13 protein-coding genes are annotated in these 15,901 nt (G+C 71.9%); 4 read left to right on the top strand and 9 right to left on the bottom strand.

Translation table 11 applies throughout. From position 1 onward, the window contains the following. Nucleotides 1–301 precede the first annotated feature (301 nt). On the bottom strand, nucleotides 302–1,711 hold the full coding sequence (locus tag ACIBCM_RS01435; protein WP_399238890.1) for an APC family permease: 1,410 nt from the start codon (nucleotides 1,709–1,711) through the stop codon (nucleotides 302–304). Between the two features lie 263 nt (nucleotides 1,712–1,974). On the opposite strand from ACIBCM_RS01435, the gene ACIBCM_RS01430 reads away from it, so the two are divergent. The 4 genes from ACIBCM_RS01430 to ACIBCM_RS01415 are packed head-to-tail and all read left to right on the top strand — an operon-like array spanning nucleotide 1,975 to nucleotide 5,436. Beyond that, nucleotides 1,975–2,784, top strand: coding sequence for a polysaccharide deacetylase (locus ACIBCM_RS01430; protein WP_399238888.1), 810 nt, complete (start codon nucleotides 1,975–1,977; stop codon nucleotides 2,782–2,784). Continuing rightward, nucleotides 2,781–3,575, top strand: coding sequence for an SDR family NAD(P)-dependent oxidoreductase (locus tag ACIBCM_RS01425; RefSeq protein ID WP_399238886.1), 795 nt, complete (start codon nucleotides 2,781–2,783; stop codon nucleotides 3,573–3,575). The genes ACIBCM_RS01430 and ACIBCM_RS01425 overlap by 4 nt, the downstream gene beginning before the upstream one ends. Next, nucleotides 3,572–4,306 (top strand): SDR family NAD(P)-dependent oxidoreductase, encoded by a 735-nt coding sequence (locus ACIBCM_RS01420; protein ID WP_399238884.1) that lies wholly within the window; start codon nucleotides 3,572–3,574, stop codon nucleotides 4,304–4,306. The genes ACIBCM_RS01425 and ACIBCM_RS01420 overlap by 4 nt, the downstream gene beginning before the upstream one ends. After that, complete coding sequence (locus tag ACIBCM_RS01415; RefSeq protein WP_399238882.1) at nucleotides 4,303–5,436, top strand: C45 family autoproteolytic acyltransferase/hydolase; 1,134 nt, start codon at nucleotides 4,303–4,305, stop codon at nucleotides 5,434–5,436. Before ACIBCM_RS01420 ends, ACIBCM_RS01415 begins: the two co-directional genes overlap by 4 nt. 85 nt (nucleotides 5,437–5,521) lie before the next feature. Here the strand turns inward: ACIBCM_RS01415 and ACIBCM_RS01410 are convergent, their stop codons facing one another. The 8 genes from ACIBCM_RS01410 to ACIBCM_RS01375 all read right to left on the bottom strand — a co-directional run bounded on the left by ACIBCM_RS01410 (nucleotide 5,522) and on the right by ACIBCM_RS01375 (nucleotide 15,856). Beyond that, on the bottom strand, nucleotides 5,522–7,255 hold the full coding sequence (locus tag ACIBCM_RS01410; RefSeq protein ID WP_399238880.1) for an ABC transporter substrate-binding protein: 1,734 nt from the start codon (nucleotides 7,253–7,255) through the stop codon (nucleotides 5,522–5,524). Nucleotides 7,256–7,495: 240 nt separating this feature from the next. After that, nucleotides 7,496–8,074: a hypothetical protein gene (locus ACIBCM_RS01405; protein ID WP_399238878.1), complete on the bottom strand. Its 579-nt coding sequence runs from the start codon at nucleotides 8,072–8,074 to the stop codon at nucleotides 7,496–7,498. Between the two features lie 501 nt (nucleotides 8,075–8,575). Next, nucleotides 8,576–10,219: an ABC transporter substrate-binding protein gene (locus ACIBCM_RS01400; protein ID WP_399238876.1), complete on the bottom strand. Its 1,644-nt coding sequence runs from the start codon at nucleotides 10,217–10,219 to the stop codon at nucleotides 8,576–8,578. A gap of 28 nt (nucleotides 10,220–10,247) precedes the next feature. Continuing rightward, nucleotides 10,248–11,072 carry an ABC transporter ATP-binding protein gene (locus ACIBCM_RS01395; RefSeq protein WP_399238874.1) on the bottom strand — a complete coding sequence of 275 codons (825 nt, stop codon included), beginning with the start codon at nucleotides 11,070–11,072 and terminating at the stop codon, nucleotides 10,248–10,250. Next, entirely contained in the window at nucleotides 11,069–12,280 is a 1,212-nt protein-coding gene (locus tag ACIBCM_RS01390) for an ABC transporter ATP-binding protein (protein ID WP_399238872.1), read from the bottom strand. The genes ACIBCM_RS01395 and ACIBCM_RS01390 overlap by 4 nt, the downstream gene beginning before the upstream one ends. Further along, on the bottom strand, nucleotides 12,277–13,185 hold the full coding sequence (locus ACIBCM_RS01385; protein ID WP_399238870.1) for an ABC transporter permease: 909 nt from the start codon (nucleotides 13,183–13,185) through the stop codon (nucleotides 12,277–12,279). Before ACIBCM_RS01385 ends, ACIBCM_RS01390 begins: the two co-directional genes overlap by 4 nt. After that, nucleotides 13,185–14,213, bottom strand: a complete 1,029-nt coding sequence (locus tag ACIBCM_RS01380; protein ID WP_399238868.1) for an ABC transporter permease — start codon at nucleotides 14,211–14,213, stop codon at nucleotides 13,185–13,187. Before ACIBCM_RS01380 ends, ACIBCM_RS01385 begins: the two co-directional genes overlap by 1 nt. Further along, nucleotides 14,210–15,856, bottom strand: a complete 1,647-nt coding sequence (locus ACIBCM_RS01375) for an ABC transporter substrate-binding protein (protein ID WP_399238866.1) — start codon at nucleotides 15,854–15,856, stop codon at nucleotides 14,210–14,212. Before ACIBCM_RS01375 ends, ACIBCM_RS01380 begins: the two co-directional genes overlap by 4 nt. Between the last annotated feature and the right edge of the window lie 45 nt (nucleotides 15,857–15,901).

The raw sequence follows: 15,901 nt of genomic DNA, 5'->3' as shown, positions 1-15,901 counted from the left end.
CGTGCGCCCGCCGGAGATTGCGGGACAGCCCTTGGGTGTATTGCCTTGGGAGCCCGGGGCCTTGAGCCGGGCGCCGGACCCCGGGGCCCGGTCCGGGGAGCGGCGGGCCGTGCGCCGGAGCCCGGGAGCCCGCCGACGGCGCGTCCGCCGGCCCCCGAGTCCGTCGGCCCGCGAGAACGGAAACCCGGGAGCCCCCGGAAGCCCGGAACCGACCCGATGGACGGGCCGGTTCCGGGCGCTTCACTCCGGCGCCGGGGCCCGCGGCTCACGGCTCACGGTCCCGGAATCCCGGGGGCGGAAACTACCGCGCGCCCACGGTCTCCGGCGCGTCCGGGGTCCCGTCCGCCGGGGGCACCGCGGCCTCGTCCTTCTCGCCCGCGTCCATGTGCAGCTCGGGCGGCTGACGGGTGAAGAACCGGGTGGTGATCGCGAGGATCACCAGGCCCGCGGCCATCCACAGCAGACCGACGACGAAGGTCGTGCCGGTGAGGCTCGTCCACAGCCAGACCGTGGTGGCGAAGCCCAGACCGGGCAGCAGCCCGTTGACGATCAGGGAGCGCGGCCCGAGATCGCGGCCGGCGCCGACGAGGTAGTGCTTGATGACGCTCAGGTTGACCATCGAGAACGCGGCCAGGGCACCGAAGTTGATCATGACGACGGCCTGGTCGAGGGTGAGGACCACGGAGAGCAGCGCGACGGCGGAGACACCGATCAGCGCGCCCACCGGGGTGCCGAACTTCGGGTGGAGGCGGCCGAAGACCCGCTTGGGGAGCAGCCCGTCGCGGCCCATGGAGAAGATGATGCGGGAGACACTGGCCTGCGAGACCATCGCGTTGCCGATACAGCCCAGCACGTAGACCGCGGTGAACGCGCCGGCCAGGGCGCTGCCGCCGACGGTCTCCATCAGCTCCGCGCCCGCCGAGTCCGGGTTGGCGAAGTTGTTGTCCGGGCGGACCAGGGAACCGATCCAGGCCACCAGGATGAAGATCCCGCCGCCGATGGCGGTGGTGAGGATGATGCCCCGCGGCACGGTCTTCCGCGGGTTGTGGGCCTCCTCGGCGAGGGTGGAGACGGCGTCGAAGCCGAGGAAGCTCAGCGCCAGGATGGCCGCGCCGCCCGCCAGCAGTCCCCACTGGTCGGAGGCGGGGACGAACGCCGAGAACGCGTCACCGGCACCCGCTTCGGACTTCGATCCGCCGACGATCACGAAGAAGGCCAGCAGCAGTCCGGTGACGCCCATGACGATCGCGGTGATCTTGCTGAGGAACTTCACGCCCATGATGTTGAAGACCAGCACCAGGAGCAGCGCGCCCACGCTCCACACGGCCTGCGGGACGCCCGGGAACTCGGCGTGCAGATAGATGCCCGCGAGCAGGAAGGACACCATCGGCATGAAGAGGTAGTCCAGCATCAGGGTCCAGCCGGTCAGGAACCCGATGTGGCCGCCGAAGGACTTCTGCGCGTACTTGTACGCCGAACCGGCCGCCGGGTAGCTGCGCACCATGCGCCCGTAGCTGTGCGCGGTCAGCAGCATGACGCCGAGTGCCAGCACATAGGCGGCGGGCAGATGGCCGCCGGTCTCGTCGTTGACGATGCCGTACGTCGTGAATACGGCGACGGGCGACATGTAGGTGAGGCCGAACAGGACGATCGCGGGCAACCGCAGCACTCTCGTCAGCTGAGGTGCTTTTTCAGTGGTGGGACTGGACACCGGCTTGATTCCTCTCCGCGCCCGTCGGTTCAACGGGGGTTCAATCGATTCCCGAAGGGTGGCAAACCCCGGCGGTGACCGACATACGCAACTGTACGTACAGCCGCACAGTGACCCGGACCACTTGCCCCGGAACGGCGCTGACCAGGGCATGAGTACGTAATCTTACGGAGTTCGCATTGCGGACCCCCGCCGTTAACGTGTTCCCCGATCCCGTAATGGAGAGAGGACCTCGTATGTGGCCAGACGGCTATAGGGCGGCAATGGCGCTGACGGTCGACTTCGACGCCGAGGAATTGTGGCTCGCCGAGGATCCCGCGAACGCCGCCCGCCCGGGAGTTCTTTCCCAGGCCCGGTACGGGGCACAGATCGCCGTTCCCCGGCTCCTGGAGATGCTGGACCGGCTCGGCATACCGGCCACGTTTTTCGTCTGCGGCGGTGACGCGGAAAGATATCCCGGGATCCTTGAATCCGTGGCCGGACGGGGTCATGAAATCGGGCACCACGGATTCACCCACCGCTCCCCCCATCTGATGGAGCGGGACGAGGAGGCGGCGGAGCTGGAGCGCGGGCTGACCGTGCTGCGCCGGTTCACCGACCGGGTCGAGGGGTACCGTTCGCCGTCCTGGGACATCAGCCCGAACACCCTGGATCTGCTGGCCGGCAGCGGGTTCCGCTACTCGTCCAACATGATGGACGCGATCACCCCGTACACCCACCCCGGCCATGACCTGGTGGAGATCCCGGTCCACTGGACCCTCGACGACGCTCCGCACTTCTGGTTCGACGCGACGAGCTGGGACCGTACGATCCGCTCCGCGCGCGAGGTGGCGGAGCTGTGGAGCGAGGAGACCTCCGCGATCCACGAGGACGGGGGGCTGGTCACCCTGACCGTGCACCCGCAGATCATCGGGCGTCCCGGCCGGCTGCGCATGCTGGAGACGTTCCTGACCTCCCTCAGGGAGCGGGACGGGATCTGGTTCGCGAGGTGCGGCGAGATCGCCGGTGCCGTACGCGACACCGCACCCGCGACCCTGCCGGCCGCCGGTGACGCCGCCGGGGCGCTGTCATGACCCGGGGTACGGCCGTCACCCGGCGTACGGCGGTGGTGACCGGCGCCGCGCGCGGTATCGGCCAGGCCATCGCCGCCCGGCTGGTGGCGGAGGGCTGGAACGTTCTCCTCACCGATGTCGACCCCGGGGTGGGCGCCGCCGCCCGCGCCCTGGACGGGACCGGGGAGCGAGCCGCCGGGCTGGTCGCCGATGTCTCCCGCCCCGAGGACGCGGCCGCGATGGCGCGGACCGCGGTGGAGGCGTTCGGGGGTGTGGACGCCCTGGTGGCGAACGCGGCCGTCGGCGGTCCCGAGACCCCGCTGCTGGACACCCCGGACGACGAGATCCGGCGGGTCTTCGACATCAACTTCTTCGGGGTGCTGCACGGCATCAGGGCCGTACGCCCGGAGCTGGAGCGGACGGCGGCCCGGGGTGCCACGGGCCGGATCGTCGTCATCGGCTCGCTCTTCGCCCAGCAGCCCACCCCGGGCGCCGGTGCCTACAGCGCCTCCAAGGCGGCCGTGCAGTCGCTGATGCGTACGCTCACCCTGGAACTCGCCCCGCTCTGCACGATCAACGCGGTCGCGCCCGGGTATGTGATGACCGAGATGCACCGTGAGGAACTGGACGCCCGGTCCCGGCGCAGCGGGCGGTCCTTCGAGCAGGAGCGCGACCGGGTGGCCGCCGAGGTCCCGCTCGGACGCCACGGCGCCGGGGCGGACGTCGCCGACGCCGTCCACTATCTGCTCTCGGGTGCCGAGTACGTCACGGGGCAGACCATCAACGTCAACGGAGGGGTTCTCACCTCATGAACACGCAGCGACGGCTGCTCGTCACCGGCTCCCTCTCGGGCATCGGGCGTGCGACGGCGTCGGGCGCGGCTCGGCGCGGCTGGTCCGTGCTCGGGCTGGATCTGGTCGGGGACCGGGCGCGCGAGGACGACGGCGTGGTCACGCGGCACTGCGACATCACCGACGAGGCGTCCGTGCGCGACGCCTTCGCCGGGGTCGACGAGGCGTGGGGCGGGCTCGCCCCGCACGCGCTGGTGCACTGCGCGGGCATCTACCGCTTCAAGCCCGCCGTCACGACCACGGCGGCGGACTGGGACACGATCGTCAACATCAACGCCCGGGGTTCGCTGCTGGTCGCCGCCGCTGCCGCCGAGCGCATGCTGGAGGGCGGCGAGGGCGGCAGTGTCACCCTGCTGTCCAGCATCGCGGCCGTGCGCGGTGACGCGGGCGAGCCGAGTGCCGCGTACAGCGCGAGCAAGGGCGCGGTGGTGTCCCTGGCCCGTCAGCTGGCCGTGGAGTGGGGACCGGGCGGGGTCCGGTGCAATGTGGTCGCGCCCGGGGTGATCGACACCCCGATGACGACCGTGTCGCACGACCCCCAGGCTTTCGAACAGGTTCTCGGGCGCATCCCGGCCCGGCGGCTCGGCACCGCCGACGAGGTCGCGCGGGTCTGCCTGTTCCTCGCATCGGACGAGGCCGCGTATGTCAGCGGTACCGTCATCGCCGTCGACGGAGGGCAGAGCGCCGCATGAGTACGACAACACCCCTGGTGATCCGCGCGAGCGACGGGGCTCGCGGACGGGGCCGGCAGTACGGGGCCGCGGCCGCCGGCCGGATCCAGCTGTCGCTGGAGAACTACGAGCGCGTCTACGCCAAGTTCGCGGACCTGAACTGGCAGGCGGCGACCGCGGTGGCGGAGACCTTCGTCCCGGTCGTGGAGCGGTTCGACGCCGACTGCCTGGAGGAGATGCAGGGCATCGCGGAGGGCGCGGGGGTCTCGTTCACCGACGTCCTCGCCCTGAATCTGCGGACCGAGATCCTCTTCTCCGGCAAGGCCCGCAAGCTGGCGGCGGCCGGCGGCCGCACCCCCGCCGAGTGCACCTCGTTCTGCGATCTGCGCGGTCCCGAGCCGATCGTGGGCCAGAACTGGGACTGGATCCCCTTCGCGGACGGCACGGTCGTGGTCCTGGAGACGGAGCCGACCAACGGCCCCCGGTGGGTGTCGGTCGTCGAGGCCGGGCTGCTGGCCAAGTTCGGCATGAACTCGGCGGGTCTGACGGTGCTGACGAACGCGCTGGTGACCTCGCTGGACGTGGGCGCCCCCGGCGTGCCGTACCACCTGATGCTGCGGGCCCTGCTGGAGACGGAGTCCGTGGACGCGGCGGAGGACGTGCTGATGTCCGCCGACCGCTCCTCGTCGGCGAACTATCTGATCGTCGGCGACGGCCGGGCCGTGGACGCGGAGACCCGGCCCGGGTCGGCGTCGGACATCAGCTGGCGGGCGGTCGGCGCGGGCGGCTATCTGGTGCACACCAACCACTTCGACAGCGACGACACGGCGTTCGCGTCCTCGGGCACCGATCACGGGCCCCGGGTCATGCCGGACACCCTGTTCCGCCAGAAGCGGGCGATCGCGATGGCGGAGCTGATGCCCCGGCCGTCGGTCGCCGGCTGGCACGAGGTGCTCAGCGACCACGAGAACTACCCGGACGCGGTGTGCTGCCACCCGAACCCCGAGGAGCACGAGCTGGAGCAGGGTTCGACGGTCGCGAGCGCGGTCATCGAGCCCCGGCGCCGCACCATGCATCTGGTGCTGGGGCACCCCTGCGCGGTGCCCCGGGTGAGCTACGACTACACGAAGTTCTTCGCCGGGATGTCGTGACGCCCCCGCCGCCGCCCCCGCCGGGCGGCGGACAGGGTCTCCCGGGAGCCGCCGTCGGGCGGCGGACAGGTTGTCCTCGTCGCCGTCAGGCGACGGACAGGATCTCCTGACCGCCGCCCGACAGTCGGTAGGTGAGCGTGGGCTGGGACAGGCTCTGGTCGCCGGAGTCGTACGGATAGCCCGTCACGGACTGCCCGGGGTCGGCGAAGAGATAGGTGCCGTTGACCCCCCGGTACGCGGACTCCCGCAGATAGCCGCCGATGGCCCTCGGGTGGTACGAGCCCGTGATGGAGAAGGCGGCGTGCAGCATCCGCACCTGGTCGTAGGCCGCGCTGGCCTGGCTGCGGCCGGGCGGGGTGCCGAAGGTGCGCGCGTACGACTCGGTGAAGCGGCGGCCCAGCGGATCGTCCGGGCGGCCGGTCACGGTGGACCAGACGACCTGGCCGCCGCCGTGCTCGATCCGGCGGGCGAAGCCCGGCACGGACGGGGTGTAGATGTGGTACGTGAGCTGGTCCGGGCGGTGCCGGGTGATCGCGTTCTGCAACTCGGCGGCGGTCTCCACGGACAGATGCGACAGGACGACCACGTCCGGACGGTCGGCGAGCACCCCGGCGATCAGCTCGTCGACGTGCTCCACGGCCAGCCCGACCCGGTGGGTCGAGGTGACCCGCCAGCCCGCCTCCCGTACCCGGGTCTCGAAGTTCCGGTCGGTGACCGCGCAGCCGTAGCCGTCCAGCTCGACGACGGCGAGCCGGTGCGCGTGGTCGCCGGGCGCGGGCCGGGTGCGCAGATAGGCCAGGAGCGCGGCCTGGTAGGTGGTCTCGGAGGGGCAGGTCTGGAAGACGTGCCCGTAGCGGCGCGGGTCCTCGCGTACGGCGTCCACACTGCGCGTCCAGGTGTTGGTGTGCAGGAACGTCCGGCCGAAGTCGGCGGCGAACTCGAAGACGGCGGGGCTGAGCGCGCTGGCGTAGCTGCTGGTGATGGCGTCGACGTCCGCCTCGACGAGCGCGGCGAGCCCGGTCCGTACCGACTCCTCGTCGAGGGGGTCGATCCGCACGGTGACATGCTCGACGGACCGGCCGTAGTCATGGCGGAGGGTGTTGATGTCGCCGACGGCGAGGGCCGCGCCCTGGGCGGTCTCGCAGCCGTCCGCGGCGAAGGCCCCGGAGACGGCGATGGTGCCGATACGGAGGGTGTCACGGCTGCCGCGGGCCCGGTGGCGGGCCGGCGCGGCGACGGCGGACGCGGTGGCGCTGTGCCGCTCGATGTCCAGGACGCGGATGCCGGAGCGGTGCTCGACCCCGCCGGGGATCGGCAGCCGGATGAGATCACGGTCGACGGCGAGCGCGCTCACACCGGCGCGGGAGTCCTGGCCGAGCTTCTTCAGCAGCCGCTCGACCTGGGTGGTGACGGTGCGGATGCTGGTACCGAGACGGCTGGATATCTCCCGGTTCGACAGCCCGAGCGCCACGAGCGAGATGATGTCGATCTCTCGGGCGGTCAGTCCGGAGGGCGGTCCCGGCAGGGGGCTGAGGGTCAGCGCGACGGTGCCCGGGGTTCCCGGGCGCGATTCCAGTCCGCACCGGGCCCACCGGCCCTCCTCGCACCACAGGAAGCGGGCCGTCCCCACCCCGGACTCATGGAATCCGGCGACGCGCCGCAGCAGCGCGGGGCTGGGACCGGGCCGGCCGGACCCCTCGGTGGACGCGGGTACGGGAACGGCCACGGGTACGGGAACGGCGGGGCCGACGGCGATGTCCCAGGACTGCTCGCCGTCCGCCGGACCCGTCGGGGCGTGATCAGGGTGAAGCGACCGCACGGCACTCCTCCGTTCGTCGGGCCGATTCGCGACTTTCCCCCTGTCCGCGCGAGTTTTTCCGGACCCAACGTACGATAAACCGCGAATCCCGCTCCGACCAGGGCCTTCGGTCCCGTGGCAGCGCCGCCCCGGCCGCCGGGCGGGAGCCGGGCCGGTCCGTCCACGGCGCCGAGCCGTCCGCGGCGCGGGGCCCGCCCGGAGGCAAGCGGCCCGGCAAGCGGACCCGGTCCTCCGCGACGGTCACGCCCTGATGGCGATCCGGACGGCCTCCATCGGACGGGACTGCCCGACGGTGCCGACGAGGGCGGTCGGCCACCAGGGGCTCCAGCCCTGCCAGCCGCTGTCGGCCAGATGCGCGAGGGCACGCATCCTCGTGTTGCCGAAGACCTGGAGGTTCAGGGCCTCGATCGCCCGGTTCTCACCGGTGGTGCCGACGGTGACCGCCCGTCCGTCGGGGGCGCACTGCCAGCCCTGCCAGCCCACGCCGGCCACATGGGCGCGGACGCACACCCCGCCGATTCCGGCGGTCCCGACGGTGAGCGCCTCCATTCTCCGGGCCTGGCCCACGGTTCCCGCGATGTCTCCGTTGCAGGCGGTCAGGTCCTGCCAGCCCTCGTCCTGCACATAGGCCTGGTAGCACAGGCTGCCGAAGCCGCTGGAGGCGGTGGTCCGGGCCCGGGCGACGACCTCGGCGGCGGGGCCGGGGCCGGACCCGCCGGGTGGGGCGGCTCCGGCTGCTGCGGCCGGCGCGGTCCCGGCCGACAGACCGCCGGCCGCGAGCGTGAGGGCGCCGAGGAGTAAGGACAGGGACTTCCGCATGGCAGTACACCCTTCGGCGGGGACGGCGGGGACGGCGGGGAGTGGAGCGGGGCGCCCGGTAGGTCGGCCGGGGCCGACCGGTCCGGGGCGGCATCGATGGTGCGAGGGCATGCGGACGGTGTCAACGGGCCTCCTGCGGCAGGAGACGCGCTGTGGCGCGATACGGACCGGTGTCAGGGGCGTTGCGGGCGCCGTCTTCCGGCCGAACGCACCGGCACCCCGGACCCGCACCCGCACCCGCATCCCACCGGCACCGGCACCGGCACCGGCACGCCTGGGGCCCTGCCCGGATACGGCGGATCCCGTGGGCCGCACCGCGCTCGCCTGGCCGCACCGGACCGCACCGCGCCGGGCCGCACCCGGCCCGCCGTACGCGAAAGGCCCCCGGTCCGGGACATCGGCGACATGCGCCGGCGTCCGGACCGGGAGCCTCCCCCTGAGCGAGGCGCGCCCGGCGGCCGGGCCTGTTCCCCTCTCGCTCCCACGCCCCCTGGCTCGGTCCTACTGGGCGGCGCCGATGTCGGCGGCCCACGGATAGCTCAGCTGGACCGAGGAGATCGGCGCCCCGGTCAGGCCCTTCTTCAGGAACAGCGGGTTGAACGGTGTGTACAGCGGCATCCAGACGACCTGGTCGACGGCCTTCTGCTGGGCCTGGGCGATGAGTCCCGCGCGCTCGGCGCCGTCGGCGGTCGCCTTGGCCTCGTCGATGAGCCGGTCGAACTCCGGGTCCTTCCACCCGGCGAAGTTGAAGGTGTCGCCGCTCTGGAGGTACTGGTAGATCGCGGTCGGGTCCGGATAGTCCGCCTGCCACAGCGAGAAGAGCATGTCGATGCCCTCACGGGCCTTCGCGTCGCTGTACAGGGCGTTGTAGTTGTCGGCGGGCAGGGTCCTGATGTCGACCTTGAGCCCGATGGACTCCCCGGCGCGCTTGACCTCGGTGCCGATGACCGGCATCTCGGACTGGGATCCGGTGACGGCGACGGTGACCGGCTCGGCGGGCACGCCCGCCTCCTGGACCAGCTTCTTGGCCTGCTCCAGCGAACCGCCGGGGTCGGGCAGGGCGTCGTACGCGGCCTTCAGCTCCTTCTGGGCGTAGCCCCAGGTGCCGGGGGCGGCGGGCGCCTTGAGGGGTTCGGCGGCTCCGGAGACGGCCGCGGTCATGATGCCCTTGCGGTCGACGGCCATGGAGAGCGCCCGGCGGATCCGCACATCGGCGAGCGGGCCCTTGAGGTCGGTCACCATGCCGACGTAACTCCCGGTCGTACGGCCGAAGTAGAGCGATCCCTTGTCGGTGTTCAGCAGCTTCGCATAGCCGGAGGCGGGCACGAACCAGGAGCCGTCGAGTTCACCGGAGAGCATCGCGGTGGTACGGGCCGCGGGGTCGCGGATGAACTCGAAGTCCACCTTCGCCGGCTTGGCGGCGCGCTTCTTGTCCCAGTAGCCGTCGAAGCGGTCGAGGGTGATGGACTTCCCGGCCGCCCACTCCGACAGCGCGAACGGGCCGGTGCAGTCGACCCCGCCGTCCGGGCGGCCGAGCTTCTTCCCGGCCTTCACGGCGGCGGCCTTGCCGACGACCCGCCCGGCCGGAGTCGCCATCGCCTGGTTGAACTGCGCGTCCGGCTTCTTCAGCCGTACGGTGATCTCCTGGTCGCCGCTCGCCCGGATCGACGCCACGTTCTTGTACACGGCGTCGTGGTACGAGCCGAGCGCCTTGTCGAGGTTGCGGCCGAGGCTGTAGGCGACGTCCTCGGCGGTCATCGGGGCGCCGCTGTGGAAGGTGACCCCGTCACGCAGCTTGTAGACCCAGGTCAGCGGGTCGGGGTTGGTCCAGGAGGCCGCCAGCGAGGGCTTGAAGGTGAGGTCGGGGTCGATCCTCAGCAGGCTCTCGCAGACATTGGCGAGGACCTCCATCGGCGGGAAGTCATTGCTGTAGATGGGGTCCAGGGACGAGGGCTCGGCGTACAGAGCCCATCTGAGCGAGTCGACACCGCTCTTCGCCGCCGGCAGTGACTCGGTCAGCTCCGGGGTGTTCGTACCGTTCCCGCCCGCTTTCTCCACGCCTCCGCAGGCGGAGAGCGCGAGAGCCGTGCAGGCGGTCAGCGCGACGAGGACGGTGGTGCGGTGTCGCGGGGTGCAGCGGGGCATGGGTGGTCCTCCACGGGGCGGGCGTGAGTCACGGGGTGGCGAGGAAGTCGCGTCGGGCCTGCGACACCTGGGCGGGGTCCCAGCCCAGTCGCGGGACGCTGGACAGCAGGAGCCGGGTGTACGGGTGCTCGGGGCGGCTCAGGACGTCGGCCGTGGGGCCGCGCTCGACGACGGCGCCGCGGAACATGACGACCACGTCGTCGGCGACCCACCGGACGACCTCCAGATCGTGGCTGACGAAGATCAGCGCGACCCCGGTGTCCCGCCGGATCTCGGAGAGCAGATTGAGGATCTGCGCCTGGATGGACACATCGAGGGCGGCGACCGCCTCGTCGAGGACCAGCAGCCGGGGGTCGGCGGCGAGCGCCCGGGCGATGGCGACGCGCTGGCGCTGTCCGCCGGAGAGTTCCCGGGGCAGGGCCGCCGCCTCGCGGGTGCCGAGGCCGACCTGTCCGAGGAGTTCGGCCCGCCGCTTGTCGAACGCGGACGTCTCCAGCCCGGAGTGCAGCCGCAGGATCTCGTCGATCGCGTCCCCGGCACTCTGGCGCGGGTCCAGACTCTGGTACGGGTCCTGGAAGACGAGCTGGACGGTACGGGCGCGCTCCCGCCGGAGCCTGCGGCTGCCGCCGGTGCCGATCTCCCGGCCGTCGAAGAGGATCCGGCCCGCGTCGGGCTCCTCCAGGCCGACGATCATCCGGGCGGTGGTGGTCTTGCCTGAGCCCGACTCCCCCACGATGCCGAGGGATCCGCCGACGGGCACCTCGAAGGAGACGTCGTCGACGGCGGTGACCCGGCCGTGGTCGTACGTCTTGCGCAGGGCCTCGACCCTGGTGACGGGGTGGGTGTCGGTCACGGCCGCTCTCCCTTCGTGAACATGCCGGAGCGGTCGGCCCGGTCACCGGAGCGGTCGGCCCGGTCGCCGGAGGGGCCGGTGCCGGGGCCGTGGGCGGGGCGGTCGGCCCGGTCGCCGGAGGGGCCGTCGGCGCGGGCGGGTCCGTCCCCGGAACCGTCGGTGCCGGTGCTGTGGGCAGGTCCGTCCCCGGAACCGTGGGTGCCGTCGGGCCGGCCGGGATCGTCGCCCGTCGCCAGATGGCAGGCCACCCGGCGCCCGCCGGAGTGTTCGGCCACGGGTGCCGTCTCCCGGCAGACGTCGGCCGCCCGGGGGCACCTGGGCGCGAAGGCGCAGCCGGCCCCGGCCTCGTACAGCCCCAGCGGCCGGCCCGGCACCGCCCGCAGTTCCGCGCGGCCGGGCGCGGGCCGGGCGGCGAAGAGGGCGGCGGTGTACGGATGCCGGGGGGCGCGGGCGAGATCGGCGGCGGTGGCGGCCTCGACGACGGAGCCCGCGTACATCACATGGATGCGGTCGCAGACGGATACGGCGAGGTCGAGGTCGTGGGTCACCAGGACGATCGACAGCCCGCGTTCACGGCGGAGCCGCAGCAGGATCGACATGATCTCGGCCTGGGTGGTCACATCGAGCGCGGTCGTCGGCTCGTCGGCGAGCAGCAGATCGGGTTCGCTCGCCAGAGCGGCGGCGATCATCACCCGCTGGAGCATCCCGCCGGACATCTCGTGCGGGTACTGGCGCAGATGGCGGGCCGGATCGGGCAGCCCGACCTCCTCCAGCAGTCCGCCGGCCCGCCGGGCGGCGGCCTCCTTGGACAGGCCCCGGTGGATCCGGAGCCCCTCGGCGAGGAAGGTGCCGACGCGCTGGAACGCATTGATGTGTGCCCGGGGGTCCTGGAAGATCATGGACGCGGTCCGGGACCGTACCTCGGTCAGCTCCTTCCGGGAGGCGCCGAGCATGTCCCGGCCGAGGACCCGGACCCGGCCGGCGACCTCGGCCTTCGCCGGGGTGAGCCCGACGGCCGTCCGCAGTGTCATGGACTTGCCGGAGCCGGACTCGCCGACCAGGCCGACGATCTCGCCGCGGGCGCAGCTGAGGGAGACCGAGGCGAGGATCGGCTTGATCCGGTCGCCGCCGCGGACCGCGATGGAGAGGTCCTCCACGTCCAGCATGGCGGGGTCCGCCGGCGCGTCCTTCAGGGGTGCGGTGGTCATCGGTCCGCCCTTCTGATGCGGTCGGCGACTGACTCGCCGATGAGACTGAAGGCGACGACGGCGATCACGATGAGCACCCCGGGGGCGAGCGCCGACAGGGGCGCGCCCTGGAGCAGGGCGACCTGGCCCTCGGAGATCATGGCTCCCCAGTCGGCCTGCGGCGGCTGGACTCCGAAGCCGAGGAAGGACAGCCCGGCGAGGTCGATCATGGCGTAGCCGAAGCAGAGGGACGCCTGTGCCAGGACGAGGGGCGCGATATTGGGGAGCAGATGCCGCACGATGATGCTCGCGGCGGAGAACCCCTGGATCTCCAGGGCGCGGATATAGGGGCGGTGGCGTTCGCCGAGGGCGGCGCTGCGGGTCATCCGGGCCATGTAGGGGGTGTACGCGATGGCGAGCGCGAGCACGGTCGCCTTGAGTCCGGCGCTGAGTACGGCGACCAGCAGGATCGCCAGCAGCACTCCGGGGAAGGCGAAGATCAGCTCGACCACACGGGACAGCACGGTGTCGACCCAGCCGCCGCGCCAGGCGGCGATCACCCCGATGGTCACCCCGAGGAGGGTGGCGCCGGTGACGACGCCGAGCGGGCCGAGCAGCGAGGTGCGGGCGCCGTGGATCAGCCGGGACAGCACATCGCGTCCGGACTGGTCGGTGCCGAGGAGATGGTCGGCGGAGGTGCCCTGGAGGCTGTCGGCGAGCGACACCGCGTTGGGGTCCTGCGGGGCGAGCCAGGGGGCGAACACCGCGACCAGGACGAAGAGGGCGAGGACCGCGATCGACACGGTCGTCGTCCGGCTGCCGCCGAGCATGCGGCCGAGCCAGCGGCGGCGTACCAGTCCGTTGTCGCCGCGGGGACCCTTCTCGGGGTCCGCCGTGGTGTCCGGGGTGTCGGTGACGACGGCCATCAGGCACCCACCTTTCCGCGTACCCGCGGGTCGACCAGCGGGTAGATCAGATCGACGAGGAGATTGCAGAGCGCGAACACGCCCACGATGATCAGCACGATCGCCTGGGTGACCGGGAAGTCCTTGGAGTTGACGGACTGCACCAGCAGCGAGCCCATGCCGTTGAGCCCGAAGGCGGTCTCGACGAGGGTGGTGGTCACCAGCAGCCCGGAGACCACCAGTCCGGCGAGGGTGACGACGGGGACCAGCGCGTTGCGGAAGGCGTGCCGCCAGATGATGCGGCGCTCCGGGATACCGCGGACACGGGCGGTCTCCACGTACTCCCTGCCGAGTTCGGCGAGCATGGAGGACCGGGTGGCGCGGGCCACGAGCGCCGCCGAGGAGAGCGCGAGCGCCACGGCCGGGAGTGTGAGGTGCCGGAGCCGGCCGAGGAAGCCCTCTCCCGCGCCGAAGGCGGGGAACCAGCCGAGGGTGACGGCGAACAGCGAGGTCAGGCCGATCGCCATGACGAAGGCCGGGGTGCCCATCGCGACCGTGGTGGCGATGATGGCGGCGCTGTCGGCCTTGCCGCGCTTCACGGCGGCGATCACGCCGATGACGATGCCGGAGGCGAGGATGAGGACGAAGGAGTACGCCACCAGGAATCCGGTGGTGGTCAGCCGCGAGGCGATCAGATCGCCGACGGGCTGGCGGAACTGGAGGGACTGCCCGAAGTCACCGGTGACGATGCCGCCCAGCCAGGCGAGGTAGCGCTCGAAGAAGGGGTCGTCGAGCCGGTACTGGTCGCGGATGGCCTGGAGGGTGTCGGCGGTGACGGAGTTGCCCCGGGCGAGGAACGACTCCGGGGATCCGGGCGCCAGATACATCGCCGAGAAGACGATGAACGAGGTCGCGAGCATCAGCAGGACGAGGGCGAGGAGCCGTTTGGCGAGAGTGAGCAGCATCCCGGCCGCCGCGCCGGGGGCGGCCCGTCCGGGTGCCCCGGGGGGCTTCTCCACCGGGCCCGCGCCGGTCGCCGCGGCCGTCACGAGGACGCTCCCAGGTCGGCGGCCCACGGGTAGTGCAGCTGCATGTAGGAGGCGGGGGTGCCGGTCAGCCGCTTGTTGAGGAAGAGCGTGTTGTGCGGCGCGTACAGCGGGATCCACACCAGTTCGTCGACGACGATCCTCTGCGCGGCGGTGACGAGCTTCGCCCGCTCCTCCTCGTCGGAGGTCCGGCCCGCCTTGGCGACCAGTTCGTCGTACTCCGGGTCGGAGAACCCGGAGAAGTTGTAGAAGTGGCCCGTCTGGAAGTACTGGTACATCTGGAGGGGGTCGGCGAAGTCCGTGCCCCAGCCGGTCAGATAGAGGTCGATGCCCTCGCGGGCCTTCTCGTCGGTGTAGACGCCGTTGTACTGGTCCGCGGGGACGGCCTTGATCTCGACGTCGAGGCCGATCTTCTTCGCGGCGGACTGGATCTCCGCGCCGATGACCGGCACCTCGGCCTCGGCGCTGGTGGTGGCGACGAAGATCGGCTTCGCGGGCTTGCCCGCCTCGGCGACGAGCTTCTTCGCCGCCTCGATGTCCTGCTCGGTGACCTTCAGTCCGTCCCAGGCGCTCTGGTACGTCTTCTGGGCGTAGCCCCACGAGCCGGGGACGGCCGGTGCCTTCTGGGGCTCGCCGGCGCCGCTGATGACGGCGTCGATAATGCCCTCGCGGTCGATGGCCATCGACAGGGCCTGGCGGACCCGGATGTCCTTGAGGGGGCCGTCGGTGTTCATGACGATGGCGTTGAAGCCCTGAGTCGACTTGCCGTAGTAGACCGTGCCCTTGCCGCTCGACGACAGCCGCTCGAGCGCCGACGGCGGCAGGAACCAGCTGCCGTCGATGGAGTCGGACAGCAGGCCGTTGACCATGGCCGCGGGGTCGCGGACGAAGCGGAACACGACCTCCTTCGCCTTCGCCCGTCTGGCCTCGTCGAAGTACTCGTCGTCGCGGGTGAGGGTCATGGACTGCCCCTTCTCCCACGTGCCGAGGGAGAACGGGCCGACGCAGTTGACCCCGCCGGCGGGTGTTCCGTACGCCTTCCCCTTGGCGGTCACCGTCGCCTTGCTGTCGACAATGCCGGCGGGGCTGGACATGTAGGCGTTGAACAGGACATCGGGCTTCTCGAGCGTGACGGTGACCTCCAGCGGGCCGGTGGCCTTCACTGAGGAAACGTTTTCGTAGGCGCCGGACCAGAAGGAGCCCGCCTTGGTGTCGAGGTTGCGGCCCAGGCTGAAGGCCACGTCCTCGGCGGTCAGCGGGGTGCCGTCGTGGAACGTCACTCCGGGGCGCACCCGGTAGACCCAGGTCGTCGGGGTCGGGTTGGCGAAGGACTCGGCGAGCGCGGGTTCGAGGGAGAGGTCGGGGGCGAGCCGGAGCAGCCCCTCGCAGACGTTGGACATGATCTGGCCGGTCTCGAAGCTGGCGTTCTGGATCCAGTCGAACGACGCGGGCTCGGCGGAGACCGCCCAGGTGACCCGGTCCAGGGGGCCGGACGCCTTCGGGGTCAGCTCGGTGACGGCGGGCTTCTTCCCGCCGGCGTCCTTCGTGCCGGGGCCCGCGCCGGAGCAGGCGGTGAGGGCCAGCGTCCCTGCGGCCAGGGCGGCGGCGAGCCGTCTGGCGCCGCCGGAGACGGGGGTGGCGTTCAAGTCAGGTACCTCCGCGGGGGATCGGGGTCACGCAGGGCAGGGTTC

This window comes from Streptomyces sp. NPDC051018, assembly GCF_044456085.1.
Taxonomy (GTDB): domain Bacteria; phylum Actinomycetota; class Actinomycetes; order Streptomycetales; family Streptomycetaceae; genus Streptomyces.
Note: the sequence above shows the minus strand (reverse complement) of the source record. Positions and strands in the feature narration are given on the sequence as shown.

What these genes read in the sequence shown, in the direction of transcription:
- ACIBCM_RS01405 (WP_399238878.1), bottom strand. Translation starts at nt 8,074, where the DNA reads ATGCGGAAGTCCCTGTCCTTACTCCTCGGCGCCCTCACGCTCGCGGCC.
- ACIBCM_RS01430 (WP_399238888.1), top strand. Translation starts at nt 1,975, where the DNA reads ATGGCGCTGACGGTCGACTTCGACGCCGAGGAATTGTGGCTCGCCGAG.
- ACIBCM_RS01400 (WP_399238876.1), bottom strand. Translation starts at nt 10,219, where the DNA reads ATGCCCCGCTGCACCCCGCGACACCGCACCACCGTCCTCGTCGCGCTG.
- ACIBCM_RS01385 (WP_399238870.1), bottom strand. Translation starts at nt 13,185, where the DNA reads ATGGCCGTCGTCACCGACACCCCGGACACCACGGCGGACCCCGAGAAG.
- ACIBCM_RS01420 (WP_399238884.1), top strand. Translation starts at nt 3,572, where the DNA reads ATGAACACGCAGCGACGGCTGCTCGTCACCGGCTCCCTCTCGGGCATC.
- ACIBCM_RS01415 (WP_399238882.1), top strand. Translation starts at nt 4,303, where the DNA reads ATGAGTACGACAACACCCCTGGTGATCCGCGCGAGCGACGGGGCTCGC.
- ACIBCM_RS01425 (WP_399238886.1), top strand. Translation starts at nt 2,781, where the DNA reads ATGACCCGGGGTACGGCCGTCACCCGGCGTACGGCGGTGGTGACCGGC.
- ACIBCM_RS01390 (WP_399238872.1), bottom strand. Translation starts at nt 12,280, where the DNA reads ATGACCACCGCACCCCTGAAGGACGCGCCGGCGGACCCCGCCATGCTG.